This is a genomic window from Bacteroides zoogleoformans (genome assembly GCF_002998435.1).
GTDB lineage: Bacteria > Bacteroidota > Bacteroidia > Bacteroidales > Bacteroidaceae > Bacteroides > Bacteroides zoogleoformans.
In genome coordinates this window covers 1,880,487-1,898,566 of sequence record NZ_CP027231.1, presented here as the reverse complement: position 1 = coordinate 1,898,566, position 18,080 = coordinate 1,880,487, and the positions used below count along the sequence as shown (strand labels likewise).

Sequence of the window (18,080 nt, the reverse complement as noted above, 5' to 3'; positions counted from 1 at the left end):
TGTTACGTGTCAGAACCAAGGTTCGTCTGTTGCCGATTTGTCAGGTGATGTCGCAGGATTGGTGTCGGTTCCTATCAGCCCGTTATCCAGCGAATCAGCTTCTTGCGGCAAGGCACCTCCTCCGCCTACCATCAGCGTCAAGGCCGAGCCCATGGGTACTTTCTCTCCGGTTGCCAGTTGCCTGCCTTTGTACTTCACCCCGTATACCCAATCTTTCTCACCGGGCACATACTGTATCTCGGCCAGCTTGAAGCCGACGGCCAGCAAACGTGCTTCCGCTTGGCGCAGCGAGCTGTTGTCCGCCACGTCTGGAACGCTCTGCAAAGGGGTGCTCCGAGAGTTGATGGTGAGGTAAATGACACGGCCTTCTTTCACTTTCTGTCCGGCGGCCGGACTATATTCAAGGATACTTCCGAAGGGCATTGTCTTTACGTAGTTGGAGTCAGTCACCACGCAGTTCAATCCCCGGTTACGGAATATCTTTTCTGCTTCTTCCACGCCCATTCCTTTTACGTTGGGCACCACCACGGCATTGCCATGGTGCGTATATATATCCAATCCCTTCAGAACCCCGAATAGCACGACATTTATGGTAACAACCATTGCGATGATATTCACCCAAAAGTACTTATTCTGCCTGAAAGAGAAAAAATCTTTGATTGTCATAAGCTATTGTTGTACGTTATTCCGGACAAAGATACAACTTTAGACACATACTACACGGAGAAACTGTAAGTTTTTGTTCTTTCTGTTTCCTTTCGTCTGCCTATGAAGCGCAATGAAGTGTAGTACCGGTGGTCCCGTCATTCGAGCCTGAAAGTTCCTTTCGGAAAATCCTCCCTTCCCTTTTCAGAACAACTTAGGAAGTTTATTGTTGAAGCGATAGCCGATGCCCAGCATCAGGAAGTTAGGGTCGTGAAATTCGCAGAGGCTATAGCCTATGTGTAGGTAGGAGTTGCGCCACATGTCTATCTTTAGTGCCAGTATCTGGTAGAAGGTATTCATGTCACCACCACCATGCAGCACGTTGGCACCGACCCCGATGCCCACGGTGAAATAAGGCATCGCAAACTCTCCGCGCGCAGATAAGCCTAAGGCCAACTGCTTGTGCAATGCCGGTATGAGAAACTCTTGAGAATCGTTTGTAGCCCGGATATTGGCACTGCCGTCATATACACCATCCAACGATACGCCCGCACGGAACTTGTAACCGAAGTTGTACATCGGTGCAAAGCCGAAGCCAAACACGGGGTAGGTGTCGGGAGCAGGTACTTGTCCGCCGGGGACATCCACCGCTTTTTTTCTCCATGATCCGAACAGTGTCAAGTCATAGCTGACGTGTCGGGGAAAAGGAGGAACGGCCGGATGTTGGCACAAACCTGCAGTCTCGTAAGTTTTGCGGTTGAAGTTGTATATCAGCCCTATTTTGCTGTCTATCGTGTTCAATCCCGAATTGGGGTATCGGGTGTTTCCGTTAGAGAAGTGGCTGCCAGTGGCTCCCAGCGTGAGGTCGAACAGGGGGGAGATTGTCCAATTCAGATAAAGGTGGGTGTTGAGATAGGCGTTGATACGCGAACCTATCACCTTGTTGTTGGGATTGCTTGTCTCGTTGTAAGGCTGCCAACCCCACGAAATACCGAAATTCCACTCGTAGTTGAGTGATAAACGAGGAGAGAGGCGGGCAATACTTCCGCCTTGAAACAGATAGAGAGCAAGCGGATTACCTATTTCCCGATGGTTGCCGAAGTTGAAATAACCCAGACCTATGCCTTGATAAGCACTGATGTAGGCTTGCGAAGCTTTCGTGTGAGGGCGAAACTGGAGGGCGTACTTCAAATGGCCGGCATAAGCCGTTTCCATTCTCTTCATCCCGCTGTTTTCTCCTTTCAGAAAAGCATTGGTAGGAAAAATGTAACCGGCACGCCCCTCCACTTCCAACCGGTGGATGAAGCGCTTTGTAAACGAAACCGTGTCCGAGGCGTTTTGCTGAGCGTCATTGGCTGTTCTTGCTTGCGCATATAGTATGTCAGACCAAAGAAGCATGGCTCCCATGATGAGAGGCAGCAGCTTCCATGTCCGCTTGTTATGTTCCATAATACCTGTCAGTCTTTGGGTTGGAAGAAACTATTTTTCATCGTTTTTCCTGATTTCCACGCGACGGATTTTACCGCTGATGGTCTTGGGAAGTTCGTCTACGAATTCGATGACACGCGGATATTTATAGGGTGCGGTCACTTTCTTTACGTGGTTCTGCAACTCTTTGATAAGCTCCTCGCCGGCACGCTCCTTGTATTCCTTGCTCAATATGATGGTGGCCTTCACCACTTGTCCGCGTATTTCGTCGGGCACTCCGGTGATGGCGCATTCTACTACGGCGGGGTGGGTCATCAGTGCGTTTTCCACCTCAAACGGGCCGATGCGGTAGCCGCTGCTCTTGATGACGTCATCGGCACGCCCCACGAACCAGTAGTAGCCGTCTTCGTCGCGCCATGCCACGTCGCCCGTGTAGTAGATGCCGTCGTGCCATGCGTCTTCCGTCAGTCCGGGGGCGCGGTAATACTCTTTGAACAGACCTATAGGTTTTCCTTTGTCTGTGCGGATAACGATTTGTCCCTGTTCGCCGTCTTCGGCCGAACGGTCGTCAGGAGTCAGCAGGTCGATGGCATACTGCGGATTGGGCACACCCATGCTGCCCGGTTTCGGTTCCATCCATGGGAAGGTACCCAGCGTAAGCGTGGTTTCCGTCTGCCCGAATCCTTCCATCAGGCGTATGCCGGTGACCTTCTTAAAAGTTTCGTAGACTGAGAAGTTGAGTGCTTCGCCGGCGGTGGTGCAGTACTCCAACGACGAGAGGTCGTACTTCGTGATATCCTCTTTGATGAGGAAGCGGTATATGGTGGGCGGTGCGCAAAGCGAGGTGATGCGGTACTCGTGTATTTTGTCCAGTATGTCGGCAGGGGTGAATTTCTCATGGTCGTAGACAAAGATATTGGCACCAACAATCATCTGTCCGTACAGTTTCCCCCAGACGGCTTTTCCCCAGCCGGTATCGGCAATGGTGAAATGCAGGCTGTCACGGTGCAGGTTGTGCCAGAATCCGGCGGTGACGATGTGCCCCAGTGGATAGGTGAAGTCGTGTGCCACCATCTTCGGGTTGCCCGTGGTGCCGCTGGTGAAGTACATCAGCGAGGTGTCTTCGTTGCTGTTGGCATGCGCCGGGCGGACGAAAGCAGGAGCTGCCTCCACTCCTTTATGGAAGTTTTCGAAGCCTTCGGGCATGTCCGGCCCGATGCTGACAAGTGTTTTCAGGCTGGGTGATTGCGGTATGGCATCCACAATGTGCTTGATGATAACCTCTTCACCTGCGCAGACTATCATCTTGATGCCGGCGGCATTGCATCGATAGACGATGTCTTTCTTTGTCAGCAGGTGTGTGGCAGGGATGACCACCGCACCCAATTTGTGCAGGGCGATGATGCTGAACCAGAATTCCACACGACGTTTCAGAATAAGCATCACCATATCTCCATGACCTATGCCGAGCCTTTGAAAGTAGGCGGCAGTACGGTCGGTTTCGGCCTTGAGGTCGGCAAAGGTGTATTGGCGGCATTCGCCTTGGTCGTTGGTCCAGAGCAGGGCCTTCTTGTCAGGCTCTTCGGCAGCCCAGGCATCTACTATGTCATAGCCGAAGTTGAAGTTCTCCGGCACGTTTACTTTAAAATTCTTGATGAAATCTTCTTGCGAAGAAAAAGAGGTTTGCGATAAAAATCTTTCTAACATTTTGCTGATGTGCTAACGTATATTATATGGCTGATGTGCAGATTGCACAATATTGCATTTCTACATGATGACTGCAAGGAAGCGCACGGTTTTTCCGTCCAGCGCTTTCATGCCATGCGGCAGTTTGGAGTTGAAGTACAGACTGTCTCCCTCGTTCAGAATCAGTTCTTTACCGTCGATGCAAATCATCATGCGTCCCTCGAGTATAAGGTTGAACTCTTGTCCGGGATGGCTGTTGAAGTGCATCGGCGTGTCGTCGGACTTAGGTTCCACGGTCACGATGAATGGGTCGGCTGTACGATTGATGAAGCCGGCGGCCAGCGATTGATATTTATAGGCTTTGGTACGTTCCATGCTGGTTCCCTTTCCGGCACGTGTCAGGAAATAGGAGGTCATTTTAGGCTCTTGCCCGAACATTAGCGCATCGAGTGCGATGGCGTAGCGGCGGGCGATTTTTTGCAGCATGCTGACGGAGATGTCATGGTCGCCGGTTTCGGCAAGACGATATTCTTCGACAGAGATGTCACAATCTCGGGCAATATCCTCGGCGGTCAGTTCCAATACGTCGCGCAGTCCGCGCAGGCGCTCGGCTATTTGTCTAATCTGTTCGTCCATTAGGTAGATGTATTTATTTTGATATGTCGGCAAAGGTAACCATTTTGCCGTTTATTCGGGCTTCTTGGCGATAGAATTATTTCAGTCCCAGCCGGAACCAGAAAGTACTGCCTTCACCGGGAACAGACTCTACGCCTATCGTTCCGTGCATGCGGTCGGCAAGTGTCTTGCAAATGCTCAGGCCCAGGCCCGTGCCTTTCACCAAAGAGCCTAATTTCTCGAATCGGTTGAAAATCTTGTCCAACATGTCGCTCGGTATGCCCGTTCCGGTATCGGTTACCGTAAACTTCACTCCTTCGTCTTCTTCCTGATAGCCGATAGTGATGGAGCCTTTGTCCGTGTATTTGATGGCATTGTTCACGAAGTTCGTCAATACGGTTGTCAGGCGCTGGCGGTCTTGACACATCGTGATATGTTTGCCTTTCGGTATATAAACGAATTTGACAGGTAGATCTTTAAACTTGGGGTGATAGGAAGCGTAGATTTCATTCATCAGTTCTTCCACATCGAACGAAGTCTTTACGAACTTCACACTGCCCGACTCCAAGTTGCTGAGGTCGAGAATATCATTGATTAGCGTGAGTAATTGTTCGTTGTTCGACCGGATTATATTTCCAAAAGCCTTTTTATCTTCCGGGCTTATCTCTTCTGTGGCCAGTATGTCGCTGAACCCTACAATGGCATTGAGCGGTGTGCGTATCTCATGGCTCATGTTGGCGAGGAAAGCCGTCTTCAGGCGGTCGCTCTCTTCAGCTTTCAGACGAGCGAGGTAGATGTCGGTCACGTCGGTCAGTGTGCCGTAATAGCCCACAGTCTTGTCTTCGATGTTTTTGATAGCTATGGCTTGAAACTCCATCCATTTTATCCGGCCGGCCGCGGTGTTAAATCGCATGATGAAAGAGTAATCGGTTCCTTTTTCCTTGTTTTCGGCTATGATGCGGTCGTACTCGTCTTTATCGTCTTCGTGCACGTAGTTGCGGATGCTGAAGCCCGGAGTGTATTCATCCATCTCCAACAGCTTTTGCAATTCTTCGGAGCAGAAACATTTGTCCATCTGGTAATCTATGCTCCACGAGCCTATTCTGCCCACTCTCTGCGAGATGCGCAGCATCCGGTCGGTTTCTGCCTTTTGGGTTTCGTCTATGCGGGCAATGCCGTATTCCAATAGTTTCCCTTTTCCGTCAAGGAAGGGGATCTGAATGAACTTGTAATAGTGATAGTCCATGCCGTTCTCCCATGCACAGCTGCAATGAAACTGTTGCATCTCCGTGCAAAGTGATTCGCTACGTTCAAGGTATTTGCTTACCGTCTCTTTGTCATCGGGATGGGTGAATTGCAATAATTGCTCGGCACTCATGTCCGGTTCGTATTCATCGAGGTAAGGATCGATGTTGTGGAAGATACGTGTGTATGGATTGTAGCGCCAGAAGGTAATGCCGCAGTTTTGGTTTATCAGATGGGCTTGATTGGTATAATGAACCAGTTCCGTATGCTTCTCGGACTGCATTATATGAGCGGTGACATCGCATCGGGTGAAAAGGATGTAGTCCGTTTCGCCCTGTTGGTCTGCGTGGCGCATGCACTGAATGCGATAATGGCGATAAGTCCCGTCACCGCTTCTTGCTCTGAAAGTTTTCCTGTTTTTATCTACCTTGCCCGTTGAAATATCATTGAACATTTGCACGTAGCCGGGGGCGTCTTCCGGATGTATAAGTATGGTAGTTGTTTGAAAATCCAACTCGTCGGGAACGAACGTTTTTTCTTTGTAGATGTACAACCGGTCATCAGCCACTGTTAGAATGCGAACCTCGGCTTGTACCTCTCCAATGATAAAGTCGAGCACCTCTTCTTCTATATCCGCAAGATTCAAATCCATTTGAGTTGATATTTAAGCTGTTATAAATTGTGAGGAATATTGTTTGGAATAGACTTCGTCAGACACTCTTCTTGATTGCTTTTATCACGGCCGAGGTGAATCCTTCGTGCTCCAGCTCGTTGATGCCCCGTATGGTGATGCCGCCGGGCGTGCACACCTTGTCTATTTCCACGCCGGGGTGCGTATCGTTGTTAAGAATCAGCTCTGCCGCGCCTTTCACTGACTGCGCCACCATCTTCATGCCGTCTTTGGGATAGATGCCCAGCTCGATGCCTGCCTGCATGGCTGCCTGAATGTACTTCAGCACATAGGCTATGCCGCAGGAGGTCATGGCTGTGGCGGCAGCCATCTTCTCTTCAGGCAGCAGCATGGCTAGTCCCATCTCGTTGAAGATGTCCAGCATCAGTTGCTCCTGTTCGGCGGAGGCGTTGTGGCTGCTGATAAGCGTCATGCTCTGCATCTCGCTGATGGCGGTGTTGGGGATGAGGCGGAACAGCGTCTGCCTATTGTTCCCGATGTATTTTGCCAGCCGTTCGCATGTGATGCCTGCCGCCACCGATACGAAAAGGGTATCCGGTGCTATTTGCAATCCCTTTATCACGGGTTCCGCCTGCCACGGCTTCACGGCAAGGATTATCATGTCGGCCTTGTCCGCGGCTTCACGGTTGGCGGTTGTCACATGCAGGGAAGTGTATTCCGCCTGCAATTTGTCTAATTTCTCTTGCGAGGGGTCTGCCACGGTGATGTTTCCGGCGGGGACGATGCTACCCTTTGCCATGCCTCGGGCGATGGCTCCCCCTATGTTTCCGGCTCCGATGATCGCTACTTTCATATCTTCGAGTATAACCATAATCGTTAAATCTGTTTTCAAACAGTTCTTTGAACCACAGAACCTAAATGCGTTATAAAATGGCAAACTTACTGAAAAAACTTGATTTATAAGCCTGTTCAATAAAAATAATAATGTGTTCTTTATTTATAAAGGAAATATCGTGATTTTAGCTTTGTGGAGAAATGCACAATGCAGAAAATAGTAAGCCGTTAAAGGAACAATGCGTATTTTTGTCTTGTCATTGGAATATCTTTTTGAAATAAAGCACTTATGAATACAGAATTTGATTACAGTCTTGTTCCCGAAAACTATATTCACTGCTTCAAAGCCGACTGCCGGAACGGTGAAAACTGCCTGCATCGCCTTGTTGCTCTCCATGCTCCAAAAGAGGTCGTCGTACGGCTGGGTAGACTGAAGTTTCACCTTTCTCGTGAGGCCTTGACTAAAAGTTTCACCCCCTCCCCGTTACTATGAGATTCCGCTTCCCAATACAACTGAAGCCATTTCACTCGTATTTGGAAATGGAGTCTCTATATATAGTATTGTGCTGCAACATGTGCAAAAACGCCCCTTTTTTGCACATGAAACAAACAACATGAGCAAAAAAGCCTTATTTTTGCACATGTTGTTTGTAGTTATACTGTCAGATGAAAGAGGAATGTATTGACAAACAAAGAATTGTTCCCTGTATTGCTTTTGAGGTATAATCTAAAAAAACTTATAATAAAACTTGCACATTGGTGATTTAACGGCTTTATTTGTATAATATTTAAAACATTAACCACTAACCATTCATGAAAACTTTATTTAAACTGGCAGGGATGCTGGCTATGACCGGAGTATTGTCTTCTTGCAGTAATGTGAAGAAGACAACGGCAGATTATCGCATCGTTCCTTTACCACAGGAAATAACCCAAAGTACCGACGGAAGTTTCGAACTTAACCGTAGTGTAAAAATCATCTATCCCGAGAACAACGAGGCAATGCGCCGCAATGCCGGCTACCTTGCCGATTATCTGAAAAAAGCTACCGGAACGGATCATACCGTTGAAGCCGGAACCGGGGGCAAAGGAAACATCCTGCTCGCATTGGGATTGGCTTCTGAAAATCCGGAGGCTTACAAACTTGAGGTGGCAACCGATGGCGTGACAATCACCGGAGCAAGTGAGGCCGCCGTATTCTATGGCATCCAGACGTTGCGCAAATCCATCCCCGTGGAGGCCAACAGCGTGCCGGTGCTCGCAGCCGTAGAAATCAACGACTACCCGCGCTTCGGCTATCGTGGTGCGCACATGGACGTCAGCCGCCACTTCTTTACGGTGGATGAGGTAAAAACCTTTATCGACATGATGGCTCTCCACAACATGAACCGTCTGCATTGGCACCTCACCGAAGATCAGGGTTGGCGATTGGAAATCAAGAAATATCCGTTGCTCACCGAGATAGGTTCCAAACGCAAGGAAACCGTCATCGGACGAAACTCCGGCGAGTATGACGGCAAGCCCTACGAAGGTTTCTATACCCAGGAGGAAGCGCGTGAAATCGTTGCCTATGCTGCCGAAAGATACATCACCGTCATCCCCGAAATAGACCTTCCCGGACATATGCAGGCCGCATTGGCCTCCTATCCGCATTTGGGATGTACCGGTGGCCCGTATGAAGTATGGACACAATGGGGCGTATCGGAAGACGTGCTGTGCGCCGGAAACGACAGCGTGCTGACGTTCATCGACGATGTACTGTCTGAAGTAATGGAAATCTTCCCGTCGGACTACATCCACATAGGCGGTGACGAATGCCCGAAGGTGAGATGGCAGTCCTGTCCCAAGTGTCAGGCGCGTATTAAGGCATTGGGTATCAAGGGCGACTCCAAGCACAGCAAAGAAGAATATCTGCAGAGCTTCATCATCAACCATGCCGAGAAATTCCTGAACGACCACGGGCGCCGAATCATTGGCTGGGACGAGATACTGGAAGGCGGATTGGCACCGAACGCCACCGTGATGTCGTGGCGTGGTGAAGCGGGAGGCATCGAAGCTGCCCGTCAGAAGCACGATGTCATCATGACGCCCAACACCTATCTTTACTTTGACTATTATCAGAGCAAAGACACTGAAAACGAACCGTTGGCCATCGGCGGATACCTCCCCATAGAGCGGGTATACAGCTACGAACCGATGCCTGCCTCGTTGACCGCCGATGAGCAAAAACATATCGTTGGTGTGCAGGCCAATCATTGGACGGAATACATTCCTACTTTCTCTCAACTGCAATACATGGCTTTGCCCCGTTGGGCAGCCTTGGCCGAAGTGCAGTGGACAAATCCGGAAAAGAAAAACTATGAGTGTTTCCTTGATCGCCTGACAAGACTCGTCAAGATATATAAGGCCGAAGGTTACAACTACGCCACACATGTTTTCGATGTGAAAGCCGATTTCAACATTGACCCGAGCGGCGAGGCCATAAACGTGAGCATGCTCACCATCGACAAAGCTCCCATACATTATACATTGGACGGAACAGAGCCTACAGCCGCTTCGGCCGTGGCCGATTCCGTACTTGCAATCAAGCAGAGCTGCGTGTTCAAGGCACTTGCCGTCCGCGAAACGGGCAACAGCCGCATGCTGACCGAAGAACTTACTTTCAGTAAGTCTACGGCCAAGCCTATTGTGGCCAAACAGCCCGTGAATGACCAATATCGCTTCAACGGCATCACCACTTTGGTGGACGGACTGAGAGGTAACGGCAACTACAAGACCGGCAAGTGGATTGCATTCCACAACAACGATATGGATGTGGTCATCGACTTGTTGCGACCTACAGAAATCTCAACCGTATCTCTCACTACGTGTGTGGAGAAAGGTGATTGGATATTCGATGCCCGCAACTTCATTGTAGAAGTTTCGGACGATGGCAACAACTTCACCCGGCTGTCCGCCGGAGAATTTCCCGCCATGAAGGAAAGCGACCCCAACGGACTTCACGAACATAAAGCAACCTTCAATCCCACGACGACCCGCTATGTACACGTGGTGGCCTCTTCCGAGAAGAGCATACCCGCTTGGCACGGTGGAAAGGGTAAACCCGCTTTCTTGTTCGTAGATGAAATTGTAATCGAATAAAAAGTCGAGATAAAAAAGGTATTCGAAAGGCGTGGAGAAACGGGCGTTAAACGCTTGTCTCTCCACGCCCGTTCGATAAAAGATATAATATAAAGATATAATGTACTAAGAGTTTGCAAAGAATGAAAAAGCATAGAATGAGCGGAATCATCATGGCCTTGCTGATGGCTTTCCCGCTGTTTGTCCACGCCCAAGTACGTGTCAGACATACGTTAGAGAAAGGATGGAAGTTTACCCGCGAAGACAGTCGAGACTTCGCCGCGGAAGCCTATGATGACAGGAAGTGGCAGTCTGTCGCCGTGCCCCACGACTGGGCCATATACGGACCTTTCAGTATCCATAACGACATGCAGAAGGTAGCCATTACGCAGGATGGACAGAAAGAAGCGATGGAACATGCCGGACGTACGGGAGGATTGCCTTTTGTAGGTGCAGGATGGTATCGTTTGAAATTCGAGGCTCCCGGTTTCTCTTTAGGTAAAAAGGCCACGCTTATCTTTGACGGCGCTATGAGCCATGCCCGCATATACATCAACGGAGAGGAAGCCGGTTATCAACCTTATGGCTACAACTCCTTTTATATGGATGTCACTCCCTATCTGAAGACGGAGGGTAAGAACACGCTGGCTGTCCGTCTGGAGAACGAGACCGAGTCTTCACGCTGGTATCCGGGAGCGGGAATTTACCGTAACGTGCATCTGGTTATCAATGAAGATGCTTTTATTCCCACATGGGGAATACAGCTTACTACACCGGTGGTGAAGAGGGAATATGCCAAGATTTGCCTGAATACCCGCCTGAACATTCCCTTGCATAAGGCTTTTTCGGACTACCGCATCGTCACCGAAGTGAAAGACGCGAAAGGCCGTGTAATGGCTTCCGACGAGAAGCAAGGTACAAAGTACGACGGTGGAATCTTTAAGCAGGAGTTTACGGTAGATGCTCCCTCCCTCTGGTCGCCCGACTCGCCGACGCTTTATTCGGCTGTCTCAAAGATTTATGAGGGCAGCGTGTTGAAAGATGAATATACCACTCCGTTCGGTATCCGTTCCATCGAAATCATTCCGGACAAAGGTTTTTATCTGAATGGAGAGCGCACTTCGTTCAAAGGGGTATGCAATCATCATGACTTGGGACCTTTGGGGACGATTGCCAACGAAGCCGGCATCCGTCGTCAGATTCGCATACTGAAAGACATGGGGTGTAATGCCATCCGCACTTCGCACAACATGCCTGCGCCGGAACTGATTCGCGCTTGCGACGAAATGGGCATGATGGTGATGGCCGAAACGTTTGACGAATGGAAAGCGGCAAAGTTGCAGAACGGTTATCACAAACTGTTCGACGAATGGGCGGAAAAAGACTTGGTGAGCCTGATTCACCAATACCGCAACAATCCGAGCATTGTGATGTGGTGCATAGGCAACGAAGTGTCCGACCAATGGAATGGCGACCGGGGGCCGAAGTTATCCCGCTTCTTGCAGGACATCTGCCACCGTGAAGACTCTTCGCGACCTGTGACGCAAGGCATGGATGCCCCCGATGCCGTGGTGAAAAACAATATGGCCGCCGTGATGGATGTGGCCGGATTCAACTACCGTCCTCACAAGTATCAGGCGAACTACAAGAAACTGCCGCAACAGATTATTCTGGGCAGCGAGACTGCCTCGACGGTCAGTTCGCGAGGCGTATATAAGTTTCCGGTGGTTCGCCGCTCCATGCAGAAGTACCCCGACCATCAGGCATCTTCCTACGACGTGGAGCATTGCTCATGGTCGAACCTGCCCGAAGACGATTTCATACAGCACGACGACCTGCCCTATTGCATCGGCGAGTTCGTATGGACCGGTTTCGATTATCTGGGGGAGCCTACTCCTTATTATACCGATTGGCCCAGCCACTCTTCCTTGTTCGGCATCATCGACCTTGCCGGCTTGCCCAAAGACCGCTATTATCTCTATCGCAGCCATTGGAACAAGAAAGAGGAGACCCTCCACATCCTGCCCCACTGGAATTGGGAAGGGCGCGAAGGCGAAGTGACACCGGTGTTCGTATATACCAACTATCCGTCGGCCGAACTCTTCATCAACGGCAAGAGTCAGGGCAGACGCACGAAGGACTTGTCCGTCACGGTCGACAACAGTGCGGATTCTCTTTCCATGTCCGGCTTCAAACGCCAACAGCGTTATCGGCTAATGTGGATGGACACGAAGTACGAGCCGGGTACGGTAAAGGTCGTTGCCTATGATGAAAACGGCAAAGCCGTGGCCGAGAAAGAGATACATACCGCCGGAAATCCCCATCACATCGAATTGACGCCCGACCGCTCGCAGATTAAAGCCGACGGAAAGGATTTGTCTTTTGTCACCGTCCGTGTGGTGGATGAGCAGGGCAACCTCTGTCCGCTGGCTGAGAACGAGATAAGCTTCAAGGTGAAAGGCGCCGGCAGCTACCGTGCGGGAGCTAACGGCAACCCCGTTTCGCTCGAATCTTTCCAACTTCCCAAGATGAAGGTTTTCAGTGGAATGATGACCGCCATTGTTGCTTCTTCCGAAACGCCGGGAAAGATTACACTGGAAGCCACCGCCAAAGGATTGGCGAAAGGTGTGCTGACGATTGAAAGTAAATAAAAAACAATAGAAGAATATCATGAGAAGTAAAGTTCTTGCATTCATTCTGCTTTGTTGTGCTGTCTCTATGGGTGCAAAAGTGAAACTGCCGGCCTTGATGGGCGACAACATGATTCTGCAACAACAAGCCGAAGTAAAGCTGTGGGGGGCGGCTGCACCGAAAGCTGAAGTACGTGTCACTCCTTCGTGGGACGGACAGACACGGACGTGCCGTGCCGACAAAGACGGCCGTTGGCTGCTCACCGTGAAAACCCCCGTGGCAGGATATACACCGTATGAAATCTGTTTTGACGACGGAGAGAAAACAACTTTGAAGAACATCCTCGTCGGTGAAGTCTGGCTTGCCTCTGGGCAGAGCAACATGGAGATGCCTCTGAAAGGCTTTGCCGGTTGCTGCACCCTGAACGGAGTGGACGACATCATCGCCTCCGCCGAGAACAAAGGCGTGCGCATGTTCACCGTGCCCAAGCATCAAGCGTACGAGCCGCAAACCGACTGCAAAAGCAGTTGGAAAGTCTCCTCAATAGAGACCGCACCCGATTTCGGCGCCACGGCCTACCACTTCGCCACTTCGCTGAGCCGTGCGCTCCGCATTCCCGTGGGCATCATCAACTCTTCCTATGGGGGCTCCACGGTGGAGGGATGGATAAACCGCGAGTTGCTGGAGACTTACCCGGACATTTCTCTGCATCGTGATTCCATTGAGAAACGGCATCCCATGCACCGCCCCATGTTGATGTACAATGCCATGCTGAAACCGCTTCAGAACTATACCATCAAAGGAATTATCTGGTATCAGGGCGAGTCGAACGTGGGACGCCACGACACCTATGCCGGACGCCTTGCCGACATGGTGAACCTCTGGCGCACGGAGTGGGGGCTGGGCAACATTCCTTTCTATTTCGTGGAGATTGCCCCTTATGCTTACGGAGAAGAGCAAGGACAAGCGGCGGCCTATCTGCGCGAAGCCCAGTTCAAAGCCCAAAGCCTGATTCCGAACAGCAACATGGTTTCTACCAACGACCTTGTAGAGCCGTATGAAGTCTATAATATCCATCCCCGTAACAAGACGGCAGTGGGGCGCCGCCTCAGCTATCTGGCACTGAACCTCACTTACGGACAGAAACAGATACATTGCTTCGGTCCCCAATACAAGTCGTGGAAAGCGAAAGGAAAAGAAGCATGGGTATCTTTCGACCACCTCGAAATGGGTATCTGTCGCAACTACGACCTTCGCGGTTTCGAAGTGGCGGGCGAAGACCGTGTGTTTCATCCGGCAGACAAGGTGTGGCTGCATTGGCAAACCAATGAGGTGGTGGTCTCTTCCGAAAAAGTTGCCGCTCCCGTTGCCGTGCGCTATTGTTTCCGCGACTTCCTGCCCGGCACGATGATTGGCGGGAACGAACTCCCCACCGTTCCGTTCCGCACGGATGATTGGTAAATGACAGCGAGCACGATCTTACGACAATCGTTTGAGATGGCAGAGCAACGGCTCTCCCATCTCATCGCGCAAGTGCATTCCGTTTCCCTCGCAATAGCGAAAGAAGCTGCAATCGGCGCAAGCGCCTTTCTTCATCCACTCGCGGTGACGGAAAGCGTGAAAACGATTTTCCCACACCTCCATGAAATCATCGCGACAGATATTGCCCTGATGGAAATTGCTGCGAATGCTGGGGCAGGCCGATATGGAGCCGTCTATCAGCACGGAACCCACGCTGATGCCGGCATTGCAGGAATAGAAGTTGTCACGCACATCACCCTCGTAATTGCCCAAGAACCCTTCGCACCCATAGCTTAGGTGCATCTTCTTCTCCTTACGTACACCTTTGATGAACTCCATCAGCCCCGTGAACTCTTCGTCCGTCAATTGAAGCTCTGGATGCCGCGCCGCACGGCCTACGGGAAAGATGGTGAACAGCCGCCAATGCCGCACACCACTATTATACAGCGACGACTTGATTGCTTCGAGGTGAGGATAGTTGCGGCGATTGACGCAAGTAACCACGTCCCACGTCAGTTCGGGCTCACACACCAATCGTTTGATGGCATCCATCGCCCTGTCGTAGCTGTCAGGATGCCCCCGCAGCCAGTTGTGTTCATCGGCAAAACCGTCCAGACTGATGGTGATGGCATGAAGCCCCGCCTCCATCAAGCCCTGCAAACGCTCGGCGGTGAGGTAAAGGCCGTTGGATACCAGCCCCCACGGATAGCCGCGACGGTAGAGGGCAAGGCCCACTTCCTCCAAGTCATCGCGCATCAACGGCTCGCCACCGGTGATAACGATGTTCACTTCTCTCGGGTTGACATGGGGTGTGATGGAATCAATCACTCGCAGGAAGTCTGCGGCAGGCATGTCTTTCACCTCGGAAGTGCGCTTGCAATCGCTGCCGCAATGCTTGCAATGAAGGTTGCAACGCTGCGTACACTCCCAGAAGAGTTGCTTCAACGGATGCAGCTCTTTTCGGTTGTTGCGGATTCTACACGCCACCTCCAGCGCCAGACGTTTACGGATGGAAAGGGCTGCCACGGGGTTATTGTTGTTTTTTCTTCAGTTCAAAATCTACTGTCTTGCTGTCGCTGCCTTCATACCAATTGCCTTTACCCCCTTCCGGTTTCATCTCCACATCCACGGAATCGGCTTTATATACGCCGGCAGGGTCTTCGCAGACAATCCGATAGCTCATACGAGGCCATGCATCCTCTTTTTTGAAAGCATATTCACCCGTGTTTTCCGTATAAAGCGTATCTTTCCGATCGGAATAGTAGCTGCTCGCTACCGGAGGATGCTCTTTCACAATCATGCGCATGCCCTTCAGCGGCTGCTTCTTTTCGTTCTGTACCTTCCCCTTGATTTCATACTTGGCGTATGGCATCCCGTATTCAGCCGGGGCTTCACCTCCTATACACGATGCAAACCCCAATAAGGTCAACATCCCGGATAACACTTCATTGCAGGCAGTCAGCCATTGTCTTTTCCATTTTTTCATAGACAGTTTATTTAGGTTATATCAATGAAACGCATAAAGGTAACAAATACTGCATGATGGCTGCATTTTTTGTCACTCCCGCTTTTTCTCTATCCGTATGCGTGCATCTACCGCCACCACCTGCTTGTCCGTTGCAAGCAGCGGATTGATGTCCATCTCCTTTATTTCGGTGGCAAAACGCAGCAGGGTGGAGAGACGCACGATAATTTCGGCAAACTTATCTTCGTTCAGTCCTTTCTGCCCGCGTGTGCCTTTGATGATTTTATAAGAACGCAGCGAACGAATCATGGAGTAGGCCTCTTCGTATGACAAAGGCGCTAAACCGGAAGATACATCCTTCAGTACCTCCACGAAGATGCCTCCCAAACCGCAAAGCACCACGTGGCCGAACTTCGCTTCATACTTAGCGCCGATAAACAGTTCCGTGCCCTTCAGCATGGGCTGCACCATGACGGCGCAGGCTTCGGGAATCTGCATCATACGATCGAACTCCAGCGCCAGATGCTGCTCGCTCTTGATATTCAGCACCACACCGCCCACATCGGACTTATGCACCGGCCCTACGACCTTTGCCACCACCGGGAAACCTGTGCGACGGGCAAAAGCAAGCACTTCTTCTTTTTTGTCCGAAACGAACTCCTCTACTACCGGAATGCCGGCCGAGTGAAGCAAAGCCTGCACCCTATGTGGCTCGATGTAACCGTCTTCGGCAATGGAGTCGATAATACGGCGTATGCGGGGAACGTCCACTCCGAACAATTCTATTTCATTATTGGCAGGACGAGGAGCATTCACGATGCGCGAAAGTGCCGTGCCCAGCGTCACCTCGTCGGCAAAGTTCACATGTCCTTTGGCAAGAAAAGCATCTACCTCGGCTCCCGCTGTATTGATGGAAGGCAGGATGGGGAAAATCGGTTTACGGCAGGTCTGCATCTTTTCGTGCAGCACGTCGTACATTTCGAACATGGTCACTAATCCCGGCGTACCGAAAATAGCCATCACGGCATCTATCTCGTCGAACTTCTCCTCGCAATAATCCAGACACAAGCGTAGATGCTCCGGAGTACCCGTGGCCAGAATGTCGATGGGGTTGCCCACCGATGCGCCGGGGTAAAGCTTGCTTTTCAGCTCTTCCGCCACCGGACCTTCCAATTTCGGCACATTCAGTCCGCCTTTGCTCAAGGCGTCGGTCAGCATCACGCCCGGGCCTCCCGCATGGGTGATGATGGCGAAATTCTTTCCTTTCAGCTCGGGCAGGGTGAAAATGCAACCTACCGTTGTCAGCTCCTCGCGCGAGTAGCAACGCACCACTCCTGCCTTGCGGAACAAAGCCTCTACGGCGGAGTCGCTGCTTGCAATGGCACCCGTGTGTGAACTGGCAGCCCTGCTCCCGCTTTCGCTGCTGCCTGCCTTGATGGCGGCGATGCGGCATCCTTTGCGGATGAGTGAGGAGGCGTGAAAGAGCATGCGGTCGGGGTCTCCGATGCTTTCTATATAAAGGAGTTTTATCTTGGAGTCTGTTTCCGGGTTGAAATGCTCGTCCATGTATTGCAGCACATCTTCCACACCAATCTGTTTGGCATTGCCCACAGACCATACGGAATTGAACTGCAAACCTTTAGTGACTGCACTCTCCAAGATGAACACCGCTGTGGCACCCGAACTGGATATCAGATCTACTCCTTTTGAATGAAGCTGCGGAATGGGTTGGCTGAACACGCTGTGATGCCAAGTATTCAGCAGACCGATGCAGTTAGGGCCAATCAGCGATGCGCCGTATTTATTCACCGTGTCTAATATACGGTTCTCGAGCAAAGCTCCTTCACGGGTCTCTTCGCCGAAGCCTGCCGACAGAATGATGAAGGCACGTACCTGTTTTTCGGCGGCAAGCACCTCCACTACATCGGGGCAGAGCGAGGCGGGGATGGCGAGAATCGCCAAATCGGTGTCGGGGATGTCTTTCACGTCGGCAAAGGCGACAATGCCCTGCACTTCGGCTTCCTTGGGATTCACGGCACGGAGTTCGCCCGTATATCCTCCTTGGATAAGGTTTCTTAGGATGGCTCCTCCGGGCTTGTGTACATTGTTGGATGCTCCCACCACCACGATGCTGTCCGGTCGAAGCAATTGATTTGTTATCATAGTTTGTTTTGAATTAAGTTCACGATTCATGCACAAAAATACATTTTCTATGTGTAAAAACAAACGAGATACAAAAAAAGAGGGTGTGGCAAAACT

Annotated in this window: 13 protein-coding genes; 4 read left to right on the top strand and 9 right to left on the bottom strand. The window is 51.0% G+C overall.

Annotated elements, in window-relative coordinates; translation table 11 throughout:
* Nucleotides 1-9: 9 nt before the first annotated feature.
* The 6 genes from C4H11_RS07895 to proC form a co-directional block, all read right to left on the bottom strand.
* Nucleotides 10-666 carry a PASTA domain-containing protein gene (locus tag C4H11_RS07895; RefSeq protein ID WP_106041170.1) on the bottom strand — a complete coding sequence of 219 codons (657 nt, stop codon included), beginning with the start codon at nt 664-666 and terminating at the stop codon, nt 10-12.
* Nucleotides 667-849: 183 nt separating this feature from the next.
* Nucleotides 850-2,094: an acyloxyacyl hydrolase gene (locus tag C4H11_RS07890; protein ID WP_106041169.1), complete on the bottom strand. Its 1,245-nt coding sequence runs from the start codon at nt 2,092-2,094 to the stop codon at nt 850-852.
* Nucleotides 2,095-2,124: 30 nt separating this feature from the next.
* A complete protein-coding gene (locus C4H11_RS07885) occupies nt 2,125-3,780 on the bottom strand; it encodes an AMP-binding protein (protein ID WP_106041168.1) in 1,656 nt (551 codons plus the stop codon).
* A 60-nt stretch (nt 3,781-3,840) separates the two neighbouring features.
* The gene (locus C4H11_RS07880; RefSeq protein ID WP_106041167.1) at nt 3,841-4,395 is read right to left on the bottom strand and encodes a helix-turn-helix domain-containing protein; all 555 of its coding nucleotides are present in this window, start codon (nt 4,393-4,395) and stop codon (nt 3,841-3,843) included.
* Nucleotides 4,396-4,471: 76 nt separating this feature from the next.
* Nucleotides 4,472-6,271, bottom strand: coding sequence for a sensor histidine kinase (locus C4H11_RS07875; RefSeq protein WP_106041166.1), 1,800 nt, complete (start codon nt 6,269-6,271; stop codon nt 4,472-4,474).
* 58 nt (nt 6,272-6,329) lie between these two features.
* Complete coding sequence (proC, locus tag C4H11_RS07870; RefSeq protein WP_106043240.1) at nt 6,330-7,103, bottom strand: pyrroline-5-carboxylate reductase; 774 nt, start codon at nt 7,101-7,103, stop codon at nt 6,330-6,332.
* A gap of 270 nt (nt 7,104-7,373) precedes the next feature.
* Here proC and C4H11_RS14660 point away from each other — a divergent pair, with 270 nt between their 5' ends.
* The 4 genes from C4H11_RS14660 (at nt 7,374) to C4H11_RS07850 (ending at nt 14,296) form a co-directional block, all read left to right on the top strand.
* The gene (locus C4H11_RS14660) at nt 7,374-7,577 is read left to right on the top strand and encodes a DUF6078 family protein (protein ID WP_281644689.1); all 204 of its coding nucleotides are present in this window, start codon (nt 7,374-7,376) and stop codon (nt 7,575-7,577) included.
* A gap of 320 nt (nt 7,578-7,897) precedes the next feature.
* Entirely contained in the window at nt 7,898-10,225 is a 2,328-nt protein-coding gene (locus C4H11_RS07860) for a family 20 glycosylhydrolase (RefSeq protein WP_106041164.1), read from the top strand.
* Between the two features lie 137 nt (nt 10,226-10,362).
* The gene (locus C4H11_RS07855; protein ID WP_106041163.1) at nt 10,363-12,855 is read left to right on the top strand and encodes a DUF4982 domain-containing protein; all 2,493 of its coding nucleotides are present in this window, start codon (nt 10,363-10,365) and stop codon (nt 12,853-12,855) included.
* 19 nt (nt 12,856-12,874) lie between these two features.
* On the top strand, nt 12,875-14,296 hold the full coding sequence (locus C4H11_RS07850; protein WP_106041162.1) for a sialate O-acetylesterase: 1,422 nt from the start codon (nt 12,875-12,877) through the stop codon (nt 14,294-14,296).
* Nucleotides 14,297-14,314: 18 nt separating this feature from the next.
* Here the strand turns inward: C4H11_RS07850 and C4H11_RS07845 are convergent, their stop codons facing one another.
* The 3 genes from C4H11_RS07845 to C4H11_RS07835 all read right to left on the bottom strand — a co-directional run bounded on the left by C4H11_RS07845 (nt 14,315) and on the right by C4H11_RS07835 (nt 17,984).
* Nucleotides 14,315-15,382: a TIGR04133 family radical SAM/SPASM protein gene (locus tag C4H11_RS07845; RefSeq protein WP_106041161.1), complete on the bottom strand. Its 1,068-nt coding sequence runs from the start codon at nt 15,380-15,382 to the stop codon at nt 14,315-14,317.
* A 4-nt stretch (nt 15,383-15,386) separates the two neighbouring features.
* A complete protein-coding gene (locus tag C4H11_RS07840) occupies nt 15,387-15,842 on the bottom strand; it encodes a radical SAM-associated putative lipoprotein (RefSeq protein ID WP_106041160.1) in 456 nt (151 codons plus the stop codon).
* Between the two features lie 72 nt (nt 15,843-15,914).
* Nucleotides 15,915-17,984, bottom strand: coding sequence for an acetate--CoA ligase family protein (locus tag C4H11_RS07835; RefSeq protein ID WP_106041159.1), 2,070 nt, complete (start codon nt 17,982-17,984; stop codon nt 15,915-15,917).
* Nucleotides 17,985-18,080 lie beyond the last annotated feature (96 nt).